The sequence below is a fragment of the Ferriphaselus amnicola genome (assembly GCF_000974685.2).
In the GTDB taxonomy this organism is placed as follows: Bacteria; Pseudomonadota; Gammaproteobacteria; order Burkholderiales; family Gallionellaceae; genus Ferriphaselus; species Ferriphaselus amnicola.
Genome location: NZ_AP018738.1, coordinates 1,304,059 through 1,320,043 on the forward strand (window position 1 = coordinate 1,304,059; position 15,985 = coordinate 1,320,043).

General features: G+C 57.6%; 21 protein-coding genes. 16 read left to right on the forward strand and 5 right to left on the reverse strand.

The annotated features are described in order from the left end of the window. Position 1: 1 nt before the first annotated feature. Positions 2-1,216 (reverse strand): efflux RND transporter periplasmic adaptor subunit, encoded by a 1,215-nt coding sequence (locus OYT1_RS06400; protein ID WP_062627129.1) that lies wholly within the window; start codon positions 1,214-1,216, stop codon positions 2-4. A gap of 201 nt (positions 1,217-1,417) precedes the next feature. On the opposite strand from OYT1_RS06400, the gene OYT1_RS06405 reads away from it, so the two are divergent. After that, entirely contained in the window at positions 1,418-1,609 is a 192-nt protein-coding gene (locus OYT1_RS06405; RefSeq protein ID WP_062627130.1) for a YgaP family membrane protein, read from the forward strand. Between the two features lie 58 nt (positions 1,610-1,667). Here the strand turns inward: OYT1_RS06405 and OYT1_RS06410 are convergent, their stop codons facing one another. The 4 genes from OYT1_RS06410 to OYT1_RS13650 all read right to left on the reverse strand — a co-directional run bounded on the left by OYT1_RS06410 (position 1,668) and on the right by OYT1_RS13650 (position 4,287). Next, the gene (locus OYT1_RS06410) at positions 1,668-2,072 is read right to left on the reverse strand and encodes a hypothetical protein (protein WP_062627131.1); all 405 of its coding nucleotides are present in this window, start codon (positions 2,070-2,072) and stop codon (positions 1,668-1,670) included. Further along, the gene (locus OYT1_RS06415) at positions 2,069-3,421 is read right to left on the reverse strand and encodes a recombinase family protein (protein ID WP_062627132.1); all 1,353 of its coding nucleotides are present in this window, start codon (positions 3,419-3,421) and stop codon (positions 2,069-2,071) included. Before OYT1_RS06415 ends, OYT1_RS06410 begins: the two co-directional genes overlap by 4 nt. Next, positions 3,418-3,915: a DUF2924 domain-containing protein gene (locus OYT1_RS06420; RefSeq protein ID WP_062627133.1), complete on the reverse strand. Its 498-nt coding sequence runs from the start codon at positions 3,913-3,915 to the stop codon at positions 3,418-3,420. Before OYT1_RS06420 ends, OYT1_RS06415 begins: the two co-directional genes overlap by 4 nt. Before the next feature lie 66 nt (positions 3,916-3,981). Further along, positions 3,982-4,287: a hypothetical protein gene (locus OYT1_RS13650; RefSeq protein ID WP_172588517.1), complete on the reverse strand. Its 306-nt coding sequence runs from the start codon at positions 4,285-4,287 to the stop codon at positions 3,982-3,984. Between OYT1_RS13650 and OYT1_RS06430 the strand changes: the two genes are divergently transcribed. From OYT1_RS06430 to OYT1_RS06500, 15 genes are all read left to right on the forward strand, one after another. Then, entirely contained in the window at positions 4,286-4,885 is a 600-nt protein-coding gene (locus OYT1_RS06430; RefSeq protein WP_062627135.1) for a LexA family protein, read from the forward strand. The two genes, OYT1_RS13650 and OYT1_RS06430, sit on opposite strands and share 2 nt — an antisense overlap. Positions 4,886-4,900: 15 nt before the next feature. Further along, complete coding sequence (locus OYT1_RS06435) at positions 4,901-6,142, forward strand: hypothetical protein (protein ID WP_062627136.1); 1,242 nt, start codon at positions 4,901-4,903, stop codon at positions 6,140-6,142. Next, positions 6,139-7,104: a hypothetical protein gene (locus OYT1_RS06440; RefSeq protein WP_062627137.1), complete on the forward strand. Its 966-nt coding sequence runs from the start codon at positions 6,139-6,141 to the stop codon at positions 7,102-7,104. The genes OYT1_RS06435 and OYT1_RS06440 overlap by 4 nt, the downstream gene beginning before the upstream one ends. A 214-nt stretch (positions 7,105-7,318) precedes the next feature. Beyond that, on the forward strand, positions 7,319-7,537 hold the full coding sequence (locus tag OYT1_RS06445; protein WP_062627138.1) for a helix-turn-helix transcriptional regulator: 219 nt from the start codon (positions 7,319-7,321) through the stop codon (positions 7,535-7,537). Further along, positions 7,534-8,019: a hypothetical protein gene (locus OYT1_RS06450; RefSeq protein ID WP_062627139.1), complete on the forward strand. Its 486-nt coding sequence runs from the start codon at positions 7,534-7,536 to the stop codon at positions 8,017-8,019. The genes OYT1_RS06445 and OYT1_RS06450 overlap by 4 nt, the downstream gene beginning before the upstream one ends. Continuing rightward, positions 8,016-8,834 (forward strand): ATP-binding protein, encoded by an 819-nt coding sequence (locus OYT1_RS06455; RefSeq protein WP_062627140.1) that lies wholly within the window; start codon positions 8,016-8,018, stop codon positions 8,832-8,834. Before OYT1_RS06450 ends, OYT1_RS06455 begins: the two co-directional genes overlap by 4 nt. A 3-nt stretch (positions 8,835-8,837) precedes the next feature. Then, positions 8,838-9,443, forward strand: coding sequence for a hypothetical protein (locus tag OYT1_RS06460; protein ID WP_062627141.1), 606 nt, complete (start codon positions 8,838-8,840; stop codon positions 9,441-9,443). Positions 9,444-9,452: 9 nt separating this feature from the next. Beyond that, complete coding sequence (locus OYT1_RS06465) at positions 9,453-9,935, forward strand: DUF6511 domain-containing protein (protein WP_062627142.1); 483 nt, start codon at positions 9,453-9,455, stop codon at positions 9,933-9,935. After that, entirely contained in the window at positions 9,935-10,690 is a 756-nt protein-coding gene (locus OYT1_RS06470) for a hypothetical protein (protein WP_062627143.1), read from the forward strand. The genes OYT1_RS06465 and OYT1_RS06470 overlap by 1 nt, the downstream gene beginning before the upstream one ends. Beyond that, positions 10,687-11,031 (forward strand): hypothetical protein, encoded by a 345-nt coding sequence (locus OYT1_RS06475; RefSeq protein WP_197714114.1) that lies wholly within the window; start codon positions 10,687-10,689, stop codon positions 11,029-11,031. Before OYT1_RS06470 ends, OYT1_RS06475 begins: the two co-directional genes overlap by 4 nt. Continuing rightward, the gene (locus OYT1_RS06480) at positions 11,028-13,322 is read left to right on the forward strand and encodes a phage/plasmid primase, P4 family (RefSeq protein ID WP_062627145.1); all 2,295 of its coding nucleotides are present in this window, start codon (positions 11,028-11,030) and stop codon (positions 13,320-13,322) included. The genes OYT1_RS06475 and OYT1_RS06480 overlap by 4 nt, the downstream gene beginning before the upstream one ends. A gap of 140 nt (positions 13,323-13,462) precedes the next feature. Beyond that, positions 13,463-13,927: a crossover junction endodeoxyribonuclease RuvC gene (locus OYT1_RS06485; RefSeq protein WP_062627146.1), complete on the forward strand. Its 465-nt coding sequence runs from the start codon at positions 13,463-13,465 to the stop codon at positions 13,925-13,927. 1 nt (position 13,928) lies between these two features. After that, entirely contained in the window at positions 13,929-14,126 is a 198-nt protein-coding gene (locus tag OYT1_RS06490) for a hypothetical protein (RefSeq protein ID WP_062627147.1), read from the forward strand. Further along, complete coding sequence (locus OYT1_RS06495) at positions 14,119-14,511, forward strand: DUF6362 family protein (protein WP_062627148.1); 393 nt, start codon at positions 14,119-14,121, stop codon at positions 14,509-14,511. Before OYT1_RS06490 ends, OYT1_RS06495 begins: the two co-directional genes overlap by 8 nt. Before the next feature lie 169 nt (positions 14,512-14,680). Then, complete coding sequence (locus tag OYT1_RS06500; RefSeq protein WP_062627149.1) at positions 14,681-15,958, forward strand: site-specific DNA-methyltransferase; 1,278 nt, start codon at positions 14,681-14,683, stop codon at positions 15,956-15,958. Positions 15,959-15,985 lie beyond the last annotated feature (27 nt).

A 15,985-nucleotide genomic window follows, 5' to 3' on the forward strand; every position in this document is an offset into this window, starting at 1 on the left:
TTCAGTTCCTCACGATTTCAGAAACGACCTTGACCTTCAGGCCATTACGCAGCGCCTGCTGGCTATAGACGATCACCTCGTCTTGATCGCTCAGGCCGTCAATGACCTGAGTTCGACCATCCAGCGTAGCAACGCCTGTCTTGATTGCGCGCAATCGGGCATGTCCCTCTTGCAACACCCAAACCACCTCCTGCTGGCTGATGCGCTTAACCGCTGCACTGGGAATGGAAAGCACCCGCTGAAGAGAAGGGAGTTGGAAAGTAATTTCCGCATACTCCCCCACGCTCGGATGGATTTCCTTGGTTGAGAAAACCACATTGACGATACGCTCTTCCGTGACGGAATCACTGATCAAGTCGATACGCGCCAGTGCCCCAGGAATATGGATTTGCGGCTGGGAGCGCAGCACAATAACTGCCTTGCATCCCGGCTGTAACATGCCAGCTTGCTTCTGATCCACGCGGGTCTTGATCCACAAGTCGCTCGGTTCAACCACTTGCAGCGCCGTTTGGCCGGGGGAAAGAATGGCTCCATTGTCAGCCATACGGGCAGTAACGATACCGCTCACCGGGCTGATCAAACGAGTTTGCTCTTGCTGCTTCTTCGCCCCCTTGAAGTCTGAAAGGGATTTGGCATACTCACGTTTGGCGGCAGACAAACTCGCTGTTGCAGCTTCAACGGCAGCGATGGCGGCGGTTCTTTCATGCAGTTTGGCGTCCAGCATTTCTTGGCTGACAAAACCGCGTGTATGCAATTCCTCGAATCGTGCATAGGTCGAAGACGTGGTTCTGCTGCGACTCTGAGCCTCGATCAACTGAGCCTCGGCAACCTTGATAGTATTAGCCGCCCGCTCTGCCAGATGCTGACTGCTGGCAAGTTTTTCATTGAGATCGACGGGGTCGATTTCGGCAACGACTTGCCCAGCTACCACCTTGTCGCCCTGATCGACCAGCATCCGGCTTACTCTACCGTTCATGATCGGAGCAATGTTATAAGTATGCCGTGCTTCAATGATGCCCACTCCGAAGACCTCTGGGGCCAGATTGGCGGCACGAACCCTGTCAGTCGTCACCTTTAGAGGAGCCAGCGGTCCTTGAGTCAGGATGACCCACAGGAATGCGGAAACCAACGCTGCGGCCAGCGCAAGTAGTGAAATTTTCCGTTTTGAGAGATTTAGCGACTTAAGCCCAGAAAGGACTTTATGCCTACAGCGCAAAATCGCCCAACGTAGTGAAGGTCGACCAATTATTCTCACACAAAAACCCCACAAGTAAGTATTCGATTACTATTCTATTTCTTCAAATATTGTCTTGTAAACAAGTAAATTCAATATATTACTTATGTGACATTCCTCACATACTTGAAGGAGGTAAAATATTATGCTTTTGGTTTTTCGCAACCAGACAAGGAGAAACGTATGAAATGCAATTCAGGTTGGATCGATCGCGCGCTACGCATCGTCGTAGGGCTAGTTCTGATTGCTTTGGCCGTCACCGACACAATAGGTGCATGGGGATGGATCGGTGTGGTACCGCTGTTGACCGGGCTGATCGGCTTCTGCCCAGCTTACTCCCTGTTCGGTATAAGTAGCTGCGGCATCAAGAAGTAAACCAAGTTTCGAAAGCCAAACCAATGACGTGCATGTCTAAAACATGAACGTCATTGGATTAGCACTCACCCCACACCAACGGCGGATCAACCGCCATGTCGAACAAAATGGCATCATCCGGCAGCGTATCTTCTAAAATCGCTGCAATCGTCCATGGCGGCAGCATCGTCAGGTTGACCATCCGGCTGACGTAGCTGTTGTCCACGCCCTCGCGGGCAGCAAGTTCACGCATGGTTTTCACCTCACCGGATTCCAGCATGGCCAGCCAGCGGTGTCCGCGCGCCAGTGCCAGTTGCATGGCCGTCGTTTTTTTCGGCGAGTTGGCTATCCCCTCCTCGCCATTGGGCAGAGTGATTTTCTTGCACCCACCTCGCCGCTTTATCTTGATCGGGATGTTGAGCGTCAATGAGCCATCGCTGAATGGCACGGCCTCGGCGTGACCTTCGATTTTGATGGAACTCATGCCATGGCCTCCTCGGTTGCTGACGCCGGTTGCATCTCTCTGATGATCTGACCGATACCGTTGGAGTGCAGGCGCAGCTCAATGTTGGTCGGCGAGACGACAACCTTTTCCACCAGCAGCCTGACAATGCGCGACTGCTCTGCCGGAAACAGTTGATCCCAGATCAAATCCAGCCGGGTCATGATCACGGTGATTTGTGCCTCGTCGATGTCTGCATCGAGATTTTTCACTTGCGGCACGATTTCGCCGGTCATCGCCGGATTGCGCATGATGCCGCGCAACTGGTCGAGCACTGCGCCCTCCAGTTGGGCGGCTGGCAGTCTCGGCAATCCCGATGCTCCGGCGTATTCCTTGGTGTCGCGCTGTGGAATGTAATACCGGTAGCTGCGTCCTTGCCTGTTGGTGGAATGCCACGGCGACAAGGCGTAGCCGTCGCTGCCGAATACAATCCCCTTAAGCAGAAACGGCACCTTGGTGACGCGGGTAGTTTTGGCGCGCTGTCGTCCGTTGACGGACAGGATGGCCTGCACATCATCCCACACCTGCTGGTCGATGATCGGTGGATGCTCGGCTCGATACCACTGCTCCTTGTGCCGCAGTTCCCCAAGGTAGGTGCGGTTGTTGAGCACCTTGTACAGCAGGCTCTTGTCGATCGGACGGCCCTCACGCACCTTGCCGTCCTGCGTTACCCACGCCTTGGAGGTCGCACCGTCCAACCGCATTTCTTTGACCAGCAAGGTGGTCGATCCAATCTCGACGAAGCGCTTGAAGATGTGTCGCACCAGATTAGCCTCCTTGGGATTTGGCACCAGTCGGCGATTTTCCACATCGTAGCCCAAGGGCGGGATGCCGCCCATCCACATGCCTTTCTTCTTGCTGGCGGTGATTTTGTCGCGGATGCGCTCGCCGGTGACCTCTCGCTCAAACTGGGCAAACGACAGCAGGATATTGAGCATCAGCCGCCCCATGCTGGTCGTCGTATTGAACTGTTGGGTGACGGAAACAAACGATACACCGTGCCGCTCGAATACGTCGATCATGCGCGAGAAATCTGCCAGGCTACGGGTCAGACGGTCGATTTTGTAGACCACGACGATATCGATCTTACCTTCCTCGATGTCCGCCATCAGGCGTTTCAGACCGGGGCGCTCCATGTTGCCGCCAGAAAATGCCGGATCGTCATAATCGTCGGCGACCGCGATCCAGCCCTCGGCACGTTGACTGGCGATATACGCATGCCCGGCATCACGCTGGGCATCAATGGAGTTGTATTCCTGGTCCAGCCCCTCCTCGCTGGATTTGCGCGTATAGACGGCACAACGCATACGGCGCTTGATGGGCTGGTTCATTTACGAACTCCTTTCTTGGGTTTCTTGGTAGTTTCCTGTTTGCGCAATCCGAAGAACAGCGGGCCAGACCAGCGGGTGCCGGTAATCTCGCGGGCGATGACGGACAGGTTGTCGTAGCGCCGCCCTTGGTATTCGTAGGTGCCCTCGGCCTCGATGGTCACCCGGTGCTCGACGTCCTGATACAACCGGGTCAGCACAGTGCCGACCGGCGGGATGTAATGCTTGGTCGGCGTTTGCATCTTGCCGCGCTCGATCAGAGTAGCGATCCGGCGCTGGTTGCTCTCCAGCATGTTGCGATCGACCTTGCGGAACTCGATCATCTGCAGCTTGTGGGCAATGCGGCGTTCGAGGAACTGCCGGTTGTGCGTCGGCGTATCCCCGCCGTACAGGCGTTTCCACAACGCCTTGATTGCTGCCATGTCCAGGCTGGGCAATTGAGTGATCTGTGCCACTACCGATGGCGGCGTCACGAAGGGATGGGTTTTCTGGTTCATGCGATCTCCTTTCTGTTGCGTGGGTTGGAGACCGCATGAACGCTTCGTTCCGGCGGTATAGCAAGTTCAAACTCGCTCTCTGGGGCGCAGTTTTGCGGGGGCATTCTCAAGCGGGCAATGCCGCGTGCCAGCAACTGGCCGACCTCCTGCCTGCGCTGCTCGACCGTCATCCGGTCCGGTGGGGTTTGGTTCACATCCATCATTGGGTAGCACTCCTTCTGTCATCAAACTCGTCGATGAAAGAATTTTGCGATGGAGGAATATGAAATTTGGCGAGAGATTTTCCAGCGAATGCGAACAGATGCGAACGATTGCAAAAAGGTTGTGATAATTTTTGACTAGAGAACGTGCGTTCTCTACAATATCGCTCATGACAATATCCAAATCCAAATCGTCCAACGACCAGGAACACTTGGCGCGACTACAGGCGTATTACGCCGAGTACCGCACTTTTCCGTCCTATGCCCGGCTGATGGATCTACTCGGCTTCGCCTCCAAGTCCGCTATCAAAAAGATGCTCGAACGGCTGGAAGCTGTCGGGATGCTGGAACGCACCCCGGATGGCGATTGGGCTCCGAGTGATCGGTTTTTCGAGCGCACGGTCGCCAGCCAACCGGTTCCGGCGGGCACGCCAGTTTCGGTATCCGACGAGGCCTGCGAGCAGGTCATGCTGGATCGCTTCCTGATCGAGAAACCGGCGCAAACCGTGATTATTCGAGTCAAGGGCGAATCAATGATCAATGCGGGCATCCACAGCGGCGATCTGGCCATCGTCGAGCGCCGGACTCATGCCCAGCCCGGCGAACTGGTGGTTGGCATAGTCGACGATGAATTCACGCTCAAGACGCTGGGGCGCGACAAGGCTGGTTTTCATCTCATTCCGGCCAACCCGGATTTTTCAATCATCCGGCCACAGGGCAAGCTGGAAATTTTTGGGGTCGTTGTCGGCCTAGTGCGCAAATATTCGTAAAGGGGAACGCCACACATGAAAATCTTCAACCCGCGCCATTTCCTCCGACACATCTCCATGCCGACGCTTCGCGAGTTCACCGAAGCGCACGTTCTCGGCGCACGGCTGAATATCGATTGGGATCAAGCCCCGGAAACCTTACCCACGATACTGTCAGATGCCGTCGAGGTACTTGACGCATCGCTGCCCAATGCCGATCTCCCTGCCACCGAACGCGAAGCGATCGGTCATGACATCCACCTGTGGTACGACGATCTGCGCCGTGCCCACATGATGTCGAACGGTTTGGCCATTAAAGAATTCCAGATTGCCTGCGCGAGCGATGCCGAGGTTGAAACTGCATTTGCTTCGCGCGACGAACGAGAAAAAGCCCTCTGGATGATGGCGTTCCGAGATAAGGCTTTCCGGGACGCCGAACTGCACCTCGCGTTTCAGGCCAAGACCAACGGCAAATACTGGAAGAAGCATCGCATCCAGCCCGGCCTCGATCCAACCCGTGATCGGGAAAAGCTGGAATCGTTCTGCCATGAGGTGGCCAAGCTGTACAAGAAGGTCGGCGCTGGTGATGGCACCCATATCGAGATCAGTGAGCGTGCTGCCGATGGCAGCATCCAGTTGGCCATCTATGTCGAGGGGCCAGTGACGGCGATTGCCCATTTCTCCGAAAGCAACTTCAAGCGCATCACCACCCGTATCGCGCTAGAAACCGCGTTGGTCTATCACCCGGATTCCGGGTTCGTGGAAACCGTCGTCAAAGGTGGGGCTGCCAATCACACTGCCGTGCTCCAGTTGTTCGGCAAGCATGTCGTCGAAAAAGAAATCGCCCCCGAGGCCATCGAGAAAGCACGCTTCAAACTCAATGCCCTGCGCGATGGAATGCTGGAGCCGTTTGACGACTGGTCGATTCACGGTGTGGAGAAGGTCAGGCTGCGCCGCGCGCGATTCAGTCCGAACGGCAGCACCGGCATTTCCTTCGAGATCGAGGCTCCTCCTGCCAAGGACCAAGACGACGCCATCCGGCTGGCACTCGACAATCTGAAAATTCAGCACCAATTCGAAGCTGAATACAATCTGGTCCGTGCCTGTATCATCGTGTACCCGCTGGCCTCCGCTGACGAGAAGACCTCGCACTTCAGTTTTGACATCAGTTCGGCAGGATCGTCGACCATCAAAAATCTGTCGGTGCATAACCAGCAGGTCGCCAACGTCGTGCTGAAAGCGCTCAACGTCATCGAGGCCGACGAGGTCAACGCATGAGTCAGTCGCAATGCGATGCGACCGATCTGCTTTGCCGCCTGCTCGAGCGTGCTAAGCCGGAAATCAATGGACTGGCGCTTTGTGCCGGTGAGCACGCCGAGGCCGGGCAGCAGTTATTGCGGGAGCGCATGCTGGTCATCGGCACACCGCTCGAGTGGGGGACCTGCCAGGAGTGCGGTGTCGAAACCGCGCGCGTGGTGCGCGAATTGGCTCATGACAGCATCCTGCTGTCCTGCCCAGAATGTGGCGACGTCAAAGCACCCCGGCGACTGCGCGACACATTCAAGCCCAGCCCGGCCAAGCTGGTAACGGCCATCGCTATCGGCCTGGGCTTATCATCGACGAACATCAAGCAGATCGAACCAGATACCTGCTGGTATCTCGGCACCACCGAGCCCGTGCGCGGCAAACCCGTCACTTGGTATTTCACGCGCCATTTGCACCAACCCAAGGTCGCACAACGCCTACGCGACCAGATCAGTCTGGATAAAACCATCAGTTCGTGCCGCATCCTGACCAGCAGCGCATTGCCCCTGCCGGACGGCTCACCCATGGCAGGACTAGATGTAATCAACCTGGCCTCGATCGCGCGTATCAGTCAAAGCAAGTTCGAGTTTTTTGCAGACCGCATGTCCACACCCGGACCACAGGTCATCGAAGAATCCGTGCCGGGCACCACCCTGCGCTATGTGGAATCCAAGGGGCGGGTTTACATCGACGGCGACGCCTATAACCTCGAGCCACAACAGCAATCCATATTACTTGCACTCATTCAGGACCGAGATCACGAGATGGAAAGGGATGCGCTGCGATCGGCATGCAATTCAACCGCAGAAAAGTTTTCGCCGCGTAAGGTATTTGATCGAAACAGCAAGGCTTACCAGACTTTCATTCGATACGACCGCACCGACGAACGCTACGCCCTGATCATCCCCTACGAAGACAAGGACTGGCTGCACTAGCCCGTTTCATCCTTACTTCCCTATCACAGCCCGGCATTGGCCTTCACCAATCCGGGCTTTTTGTTGCCTGTTCGCACGAATCGACTTTGAAGAATGGTTCTGAGGAATCTGCGGAACGGTTTGAGGAATCCCGCTTGAGAAATTCGCTTCACTGGTTGACGGCACTCGCTGAGTCCTGAAACCGGTGACATCGCAACCATTCAGGAGATTCATCATGCAACAAAAAGTCCGACACCTGACACAAGGTGAACTGGCTGAACGCTGGAACTGCAGCGAAGCCTCCCTAGAACGCTGGCGCTGTGAAGGCATAGGCCCGGTTTTCATGAAACTCAATGGGCGCGTGCTGTACCGCATCGAGGACATCGAAGCCTACGAAGCCCAGTGTATGCGCTCCAGCACCTCTCAACCTCTGACCGCAGGAGGTGCAGCATGAGCGACCTCATGATCAATACCGGCTCCCTGCCGGAACTCTCTGTCAGCCAACTTGCCGCGCTGCCACAGCAACAACTGCAGGAGTTCGACCTGTCGCTCAACCTGATGGCGACCTGGATCAAGCAGTCGCGCGACCGGCTCAATACCGCGCTGGAGCAACGCTACGGCGAACAGGCACGGCAGTCCTTGCAGGAATCCGGACGCGATTTTGGTGTAACGCATATCGATGACGGCGCGCTGCAAGTGACCTACGAGTTGCCCAAGCGTGTCTCGTGGGATCAGAAGCGTCTGGCCGAGATGGCAGAACGCATCACTGCCGCCGGAGAGAACGTTTCCGACTTCATCGACGTCGATTACTCCGTGTCGGAAAGCCGTTTCAAGAACTGGCCATCCACTCTGCGCGAACAATTCGAGGCAGCACGCACCGTCAAACCCGGCAAACCCAGCTTCCGTCTGGCACTGGTGGAAGGAGGTGCAGCATGAGCCTGCCCATCATTTCCGCCGACCAGCGCCGCGCCGAAAAGCGTGGCGTGAAGATGGCCCTGCTCGGCAAGAGCGGCATCGGCAAGACCTCCCAACTCAAAACGTTGGGCACCGACATCACGCTGTTCATCGATCTGGAGGCAGGCGACCTGGCCGTGGCCGAATGGTCGGGCGATACCATCCGTCCACGCACCTGGCCAGAGTTCCGTGATCTGGTGGTGTTTCTCGCCGGTCCCAATCCAGCATTGCCCGCCGACCAGCCGTTCTCGCAGGCGCACTTCGACCATGTCTGCCAGATCTACGGCGACCCGGCACAACTCGACAAGTACGAAACCTACTTCTGCGATTCGATCACGGCGCTGTCCCGGCTGTGTTTCACCTGGGCCAAGGCACAACCTGCCGCGTATTCCGAGCGCACCGGCAAGCCGGACAGCCGGGGTGCATACGGATTGCTCGGACAGGAAATGATCACCGCACTCACCCACCTGCAGCACGCACGCGGCAAGAACGTGGTGTTCGTCGCCATCCTCGACGAGAAGATCGACGACTTCAACCGCAAGGTGTTCATGCCGCAGATCGAGGGTTCCAAGACCGCACTCGAACTGCCCGGCATCGTCGATGAGGTCGTGACGCTCGCCGAACTCAAAGCGGATGACGGCAGCAGTTATCGCGCCTTCGTCTGCCACACGCTCAATCCATGGGGCTTCCCTGCCAAGGACCGGTCTGGCCGTCTGTCCATGCAGGAAGAACCGCATCTCGGACGACTGATCGCCAAGTGCGCAGCCACCACCACACCTCAATCTGACAAGGAGTAAGCCATGAACTGGAATGATTTTAACGATGCCGAACAACAAACCTCATTCGACCTGATCCCGAAAGGGACGCTGGCAAAAGTACGCATGACGCTCAAGCCCGGCGGTCACGACGATTCATCCAAGGGGTGGACGGATGGCTATGCCACCGAGAGCTTCGATACCGGCTCGATTTATCTGGCCGCCGAATTCGTCGTGCTCGAAGGCGAATATGCCAAACGCAAGCTGTGGAGCAACATCGGCCTGCATTCTGCCAAGGGCGATGCATGGGCCAATATGGGACGCACCTTCATCCGTGCGCTGCTCAATTCCGCCCACGGTGTGCAGCCCGCCGACCAATCGCCGGAAGCGCAGAGAGCCCGCCGCATCACCAGCTTCGCCGCCATCGACGGTATCGAGTTCGTCGCACGCATCGATATCGAAAAGGATGCCAAGGGCGAGAACCGCAACATCGTCAAACAAGCCATCGAACCTGATCACAAGGATTACGCCCGTCTGATGGGCATGACGCCGAAGGTAGGCAGCCCATCCCAAGGTGGCCATTCCGGCTCACCCGCACAACCCGCTCCGCAACGCCCTGCCGCAACCGGCAAACCGGCGTGGGCGCAGTAAGGAGGGATCGTGAAATGCTGGATTTGTTCACGAGAGGCGCGTGGCTTTGGGATCACCGACACGCGCTATGCCATCGGCGATGCAAGACGCTATCCGGTGCGATGGGTGTTCTGTTCAAAGCGCTGTCAGGATGCATTTCATCGGTTCTACAGCGTGCGCGTCGAGGCAGAACGCAAGGACGAGGAGCTGCCCATGATTGATGCGACTGAATTCGAGCAGGCCGCCATTCGCGGATGCCTCAAGGCGTTCGGCAGCGCAGCGGGCGAGATCGGTTACGCCAAACCGCTGGGCGACTACACCGAAGCAGATGCCTTGCGGGTGGTTGATTCCATCGTCACCTGTTTCGTCAATGCAATGGCCGATCGCTACGGGTCAACCGGCTTCAACTTCCCACCCGTTCGCGGGTTGGCTGAAGTAGTGCAGGACCCGTTCAGTGATCTAAAAAACGACCTGCCGTGGGAAGAAGGTACGGCACAGAAAGGCGGTGTGTGATGCTGGATTTCAATCACCGCCCCAAGTTGCACGACCTGATCACCGCTCACATCGATGTGGCACTGGTGACAGAACGTGCAGAGCAAACTCGCCGCACTTACCTCGGGGCCTCCCGCCTAGGTGTGGCGTGTGACCGGGCACTGCAGTACGAGTTTGCCGGAGCTCCTGCCGATCCAGGTCGTGATTTCGACGGGCGCGTGCTGCGCATCTTCGAGGTTGGACATGTGCTGGAAGATATAGCGATTCGCTGGCTGCGTCTGGCCGGATTCGACCTACATACCCGCACGCGTTCCGGCGGCCAGTTTGGCTTCTCGGTTTGTGACGGTCTGATCCAAGGTCATGTGGACGGCATCGTCATGGACGCACCGGATGATCTGGGCTGCAGCTTCCCGATGCTATGGGAGTGCAAAACCATGAACGCGCAGAACTGGCGGGATTGCGTGAAGCGCGGCGTGGCTGTCTCCAAACCGGTGTATGCCGCACAGATGGCGATCTACCAAGCCTACATGGAAGGCACGGTCGATGGCATCAGCCGCAACCCGGCACTGTTCACCGCGATCAACAAGGACACGCAGGAGATCTGGTTTGAGCAGGTTGATTTCGATGCGGCACTGGCGCAGCGCGCCTCCGATCGTGCCGTGAAGATCATCGCGGCCACCGAGCATGGCGAGTTGCTACCGAGATCGTTCAACGATGCCACGCATTTCGAATGCAAGTTCTGTTCATGGCAGGAACGATGCTGGAGGTCGGCATGAACGCGGCCCTGATTCCAAAAGCGTCGAGCAAACCACCGGTGCCACTGATCGGCATGCGCGCCATCGAGCGGATGCTGTTGCGCCATGTGTTTGCGCCCGTGCCGGAAGCGAAGCTGATCGTGGCGGTGATTTGTCAGGGCATCGCGGATGCGGCTGCAGTCGAGGATTACACCCGGCGCAGGGCGTATCAGTTTCTGCTGGGCAGCGATCTCGACCATCTCGCAGACCTCGTCGAACTCAACCCGGAATTCGTCAGAGAGGTGGCGCGCCGGGCGCGCTATCTCACCACACAGAAAACGCCGAAACCTAAAAAACGAACCAGAAAGTCAGGTGCAAGATGATGGATTTCAACGATACGATTGCTCAAGCGAGCCCAAGCCGCGAAGTAGAACGCGAGGAGATTCGGCAGGCGTTGCTCGTCCAACTGGAGTCGGTGCTGTTCACACTGCTTCCCGCTGGCAAGAAGCGTCACGGCAAGTTTCACATCGGCGATGTGCTGGGCAGCCCCGGCGACAGTCTGGAGATCGTGCTCACTGGTGAGAAAGCCGGTCTGTGGACCGACCGTGCCGAAGGCAGTGGCGGCGACATCTTCGATCTGATTGCTCGACACCATGGCTGCGATGTGCACAACGATTTCGCCAGCGTCCTGCAACATGCGCGTGATCTGGTAGGCCGCGCGCCTGCCCTGCCTGCCCGTAAAACCAAGCGCGAAGCACCGGTCGACGATCTCGGTCCTGCCACTGCCAAATGGGACTATCAGGATGCAGCTGGCAATCTGATTGCAGTGGTCTATCGCTACGACCCACCCGGTCGCCGCAAGGAGTTCCGTCCATGGGATGCCAAGCGTCGCAAGATGTCGCCACCCGATCCGCGCCCGCTCTACAACCAACCTGGCATCGCTGCGTCCAGCACCGTGGTACTGGTCGAAGGCGAAAAATGCGCGCAGGCACTGATCGTGATCGGCCTGTGCGCCACCACCGCGATGCACGGGGCCAAAGCTCCAGTCGATAAAACCGACTGGTCGCCACTCACCGGCAAGTCGGTCGCCATCTGGCCGGACAAGGATAAGCCGGGCTGGGAATATGCACAGTCGGCCTCGCAGGCTGTGCTGGCGGCGGGGGCAATATCGTGCTCCATTCTGCTGCCACCCGAAGATCGTCCGGAAGGCTGGGATGCGGCGGACGCGATTACCGAAGGACTCGATGTTGCGGCATTCATTGCCAGCGGCCCGCGCATTGAAATGCACCTGCCTGATGACGAGCATGACTCTGATGATGCGGACGGTCAGGAGCAAACCGAGCAGACGGTATGGGGCACCGAGGATGCACTGGCGCTTTCCTTCACCCGTCGCTATCAGCGCGACTGGCGTTATGTCGCAGCATGGGGCAAGTGGCTGATGTGGGACGGTCAGCGCTGGCGTACCGAGGACACCTTGGCGGCAACCGATCTGATCCGCCATGTCTGCCGCCATGCCGCCGTGCGTTCGGACAATCCCAGAGTGGCCGCCAAACTAGCCGGTTCAAGCACGATCGGTGGTGTGGAACGTCTTGCCCGTGCCGACCGTCGTCATGCGGGCAACACGGAAGAGTGGGATGCCGACATCTGGTTGCTGAACACGCCCGGAGGTGTCGTCGATCTGCGCACGGGACGAATGCGGGCGCATTGCCGGGAAGACCGGATGACCAAGATCACCACCGCCATGCCCAAGGGCGACTGCCCGACATGGAAGGCGTTTTTAGCTGATGTGACTGGCAACGATCCGGAGCTGATGAGCTACCTGCAACGCATGGCGGGTTACGGCATGACTGGCGTCAGCAGCGAACATGCGCTGTTCTTCCTGTACGGCACGGGAGCCAACGGCAAGAGCGTTTTCCTGAATGTCCTCTCCACGATTCTGGGTGACTACGCGGCAAATGCACCGATGGACACCTTCATGGAAACACGCTCCGACCGGCACCCCACCGATCTGGCCGGATTGCGTGGAGCGCGTTTCGTGTCGGCGACCGAAACCGAACAGGGACGTCGCTGGAATGAATCCAAGATGAAGGAAATCACCGGTGGCGACCGGGTATCCGCACGCTTCATGCGGCAGGACTTTTTTACGTTCATTCCACAATTCAAGCTCTTCATCGCGGGAAATCATAAACCGTCGATTCGCAATATTGACGAGGCGATGAAACGCCGCATGCATCTGGTGCCCTTCACCGTCACGATTCCGGCAGAACGGCGTGACGGGAATCTGACCGTGAAGTTGCTCAGGGAACGCGACGGCATTCTGGCATGGATGCTCGAAGGTTGCCTTGCATGGCAAAAGGAAAAACTCGTTCGCCCCGAGAAAGTGATCGCCGCCACCGACGAGTACTTCGAAGCGGAAGACTCGATTGGCCGCTGGCTCGAGGAACGTTGTGTGCGCAAAGACACGGCCAAATCCCTCACCGCAGAACTATTCAGCGACTGGAAACGTTGGGCAGATGATTCTGGTGAATTCGCAGGCTCACAGCGGCGCTTCTCCGATCTGCTGCTCACTCGTGGCTTGGAGAAGTGGCGCAACAACTCCGGCATACGCGGCTTTCAGGGTATCGGACTTCGAGAATTACCGACTGATAGACGCATGCCTTATGCGGAAAACTGAAACATACAACCAACTGATTTTATTGATAACTGACGCAGACTGACATAGCTACTGATTTACCCCTACACGTGCGCACGTAAGAGGTTAACCGGCATAAGCGTCAGTCTGCGTCAGTCGCCCAAAACACAAGGAATACTGACATGCAAAACACAATACTCGCCCTCGACTTGGGCACGACAACCGGCTGGGCGTTGATGACCCGCGACGGCAGCATCACCAGTGGCACCGAATCATTCAAACCGCACCGTTTTGAAGGCGGCGGCATGCGATTCCTGCGCTTCAAACGCTGGCTGACCGAGATCAAGCAAACCTCTGACGGCATCGATGCTGTGTACTTTGAGGAAGTGCGGCGTCATCTGGGTGTGGATGCGGCCCACGCCTACGGCGGCTTCATGGCGCAGCTGACCGCTTGGTGCGAACACCACCAGATCCCGTATCAGGGTGTTCCGGTCGGCACGATCAAGAAGCACGCCACGGGCAAAGGCAATGCCAGCAAGGGCGAGATGATTGCGGCAGCCAAGGCACGCGGGCACCTCCCTGCTGACGACAACGAAGCCGATGCGCTGGCGCTGCTGCACTACGCCCTTCGCTTGCAGGAGGTGTGAAATGAAACCACAACCCTATCGCTGCCCGCTGGGCAAGATGCAACCGCAGACCACCGACCTGGATGCCGTCAAGGAAGCCGGATGGCGCGAGCAACACATCCTCGTGGTGAATGAGGCTGATGAACGTCTGGACTTCGTTGAGCGAGAAATCGTGCGCCGCATCGGTGAGCGTTTGTACGGGAGAAAGCGCAATGGATGACTGGAGTATCGACGAGGTGGAAGCCCGATTCGCGGAGGCGGCAGAAACAGCGCGGCGCTTGCCGCCTGCCCGCGTGATGGGCTATCTCAACGTATGGCCGATTCTGCTGCGCATGGCTCCGGAACGTGCCCCGGCGGATGACGAGGTGCATCACTTTCCGCCATCCCCTGCGGCCATCGACCGGATGCTGGAAGTCACACGCTGGGTGCAGTGGCTTGATACCGAATCACGGCATATCGTGTGGATGCGTGCAGATCGTTGCGAGTGGTCGCAAATCGCCAGACGGTTCGGTTGTGCAGTCAGAACGGTACAGCGCAGACGCAAGATTGCGCTGTCCATCGTAACCGAAAATCTGAATGGGGTGAGTGAAGTTGCGGCAAGTTGACAACGGGTACGAACATCTGCGGAAAGATGAGTATTGGTGCGGGTTTCAAGCGTTTTTTAGGGTGTCGCGTTTGGAAGATTTTCTGCTAATATTTGTGCCATGTTTGAAGTTTGAACGACCCCATTCAACACATCCACCAAACCGCCCGCGAGGCGGTTTTTTTACGCCCATGGAAAAGCTAAATATCGAATATCGCCAAGTCGAATTACTGGTTCCGTTCGTGAACAATGCCCGTACCCACAGCGATGACCAGGTCGCGCAAATCGCGGCCTCAATCCGTGAGTTTGGTTTTAACAACCCAATCTTGGTGGATGGCGAACGTGGCTTGATCGCAGGCCACGGCAGACTGCTCGCCGCACGCAAGTTGGGACTGGCCACCGTGCCGGTCATCGAACTGGCACATCTGTCTCCCACGCAAAAGCGCGCCTACATTCTGGCCGACAACCGCCTCGCTGAAAACGCCGGATGGGACAAGGAGCTGCTGGCGCTGGAACTGGCCGATCTCAAGCTCTCCGAGTTCGATCTCGATCTGCTGGGCTTCAGTGGCGATGAACTCGACGAGTTGCTGAATTCCGGTGACAAGGAAGGTTTGAGCGACGACGATGCGGTACCAGAGGTGCTGGAAGTCGCCATCACCAAACCGGGGGATGTCTGGCTGCTTGGCCAGCATCGGCTGCTGTGCGGGGATTCCACCAAGGCTGACGATCTCAAGCGCCTGATGCGGGAGGAACTGGCCGACATGGCATTCACCGATCCACCGTACAACGTCAACTACGCCAACACCGCGAAGGACAAGCTGCGCGGCAAGAACCGCCCGATCCTGAACGACAACCTGGGTGACGACTTCGGCACATTCCTCACCGATGCCTGCACAAACCTGCTGTCGGTGACCAAGGGCGCGGTGTACATCGCGATGAGTTCATCCGAACTCGACACCTTGCAGGCAGCCTTCCGTGCTGCCGGTGGCAAGTGGTCGACGTTCATCATCTGGGCCAAAAATACATTCACACTCGGGCGTGCCGATTACCAGCGCCAGTACGAGCCTATCCTGTACGGGTGGCGCGACGGTGCTGATCATTTCTGGTGCGGTGCACGCGATCAGGGCGATGTCTGGCAGATCAAGAAACCTGCCAAGAACGACCTGCATCCGACCATGAAGCCGGTCGAGCTGGTCGAGCGCGCCATCCTCAACAGCAGCAAGTCGCGCGACATCGTGCTGGACTTGTTCGGTGGCTCGGGCACTACGTTGATCGCTGCCGAGAAAACCGGTCGTCAAGCGCGCCTGATCGAACTCGACCCCAAGTATGTCGATGTGATCCTGCGCCGCTGGCAGGAATGGACAGGATTGCAAGCAACTCGCGAGTTGGATGGCGTGGCGTTTGATGCGCTCTCTGGCCTCAACAGCCTGCCAGAGCAGGACTTGCAACCCGTTGCCGTGGCTGACTAACGTCATGTTTTGCGGCTATACTCGTTC

Coding starts and splice junctions, on each gene's coding strand:
- OYT1_RS06405 (WP_062627130.1), top strand. CDS start 1,418: ATGAAATGCAATTCAGGTTGGATCGATCGCGCGCTACGCATCGTCGTA.
- OYT1_RS06410 (WP_062627131.1), bottom strand. CDS start 2,072: ATGAGTTCCATCAAAATCGAAGGTCACGCCGAGGCCGTGCCATTCAGC.
- OYT1_RS06415 (WP_062627132.1), bottom strand. CDS start 3,421: ATGAACCAGCCCATCAAGCGCCGTATGCGTTGTGCCGTCTATACGCGC.
- OYT1_RS06420 (WP_062627133.1), bottom strand. CDS start 3,915: ATGAACCAGAAAACCCATCCCTTCGTGACGCCGCCATCGGTAGTGGCA.
- OYT1_RS06430 (WP_062627135.1), top strand. CDS start 4,286: ATGACAATATCCAAATCCAAATCGTCCAACGACCAGGAACACTTGGCG.
- OYT1_RS13650 (WP_172588517.1), bottom strand. CDS start 4,287: ATGAGCGATATTGTAGAGAACGCACGTTCTCTAGTCAAAAATTATCAC.
- OYT1_RS06435 (WP_062627136.1), top strand. CDS start 4,901: ATGAAAATCTTCAACCCGCGCCATTTCCTCCGACACATCTCCATGCCG.
- OYT1_RS06440 (WP_062627137.1), top strand. CDS start 6,139: ATGAGTCAGTCGCAATGCGATGCGACCGATCTGCTTTGCCGCCTGCTC.
- OYT1_RS06445 (WP_062627138.1), top strand. CDS start 7,319: ATGCAACAAAAAGTCCGACACCTGACACAAGGTGAACTGGCTGAACGC.
- OYT1_RS06450 (WP_062627139.1), top strand. CDS start 7,534: ATGAGCGACCTCATGATCAATACCGGCTCCCTGCCGGAACTCTCTGTC.
- OYT1_RS06455 (WP_062627140.1), top strand. CDS start 8,016: ATGAGCCTGCCCATCATTTCCGCCGACCAGCGCCGCGCCGAAAAGCGT.
- OYT1_RS06460 (WP_062627141.1), top strand. CDS start 8,838: ATGAACTGGAATGATTTTAACGATGCCGAACAACAAACCTCATTCGAC.
- OYT1_RS06470 (WP_062627143.1), top strand. CDS start 9,935: ATGCTGGATTTCAATCACCGCCCCAAGTTGCACGACCTGATCACCGCT.
- OYT1_RS06475 (WP_197714114.1), top strand. CDS start 10,687: ATGAACGCGGCCCTGATTCCAAAAGCGTCGAGCAAACCACCGGTGCCA.
- OYT1_RS06480 (WP_062627145.1), top strand. CDS start 11,028: ATGATGGATTTCAACGATACGATTGCTCAAGCGAGCCCAAGCCGCGAA.
- OYT1_RS06485 (WP_062627146.1), top strand. CDS start 13,463: ATGCAAAACACAATACTCGCCCTCGACTTGGGCACGACAACCGGCTGG.
- OYT1_RS06490 (WP_062627147.1), top strand. CDS start 13,929: ATGAAACCACAACCCTATCGCTGCCCGCTGGGCAAGATGCAACCGCAG.
- OYT1_RS06495 (WP_062627148.1), top strand. CDS start 14,119: ATGGATGACTGGAGTATCGACGAGGTGGAAGCCCGATTCGCGGAGGCG.
- OYT1_RS06500 (WP_062627149.1), top strand. CDS start 14,681: ATGGAAAAGCTAAATATCGAATATCGCCAAGTCGAATTACTGGTTCCG.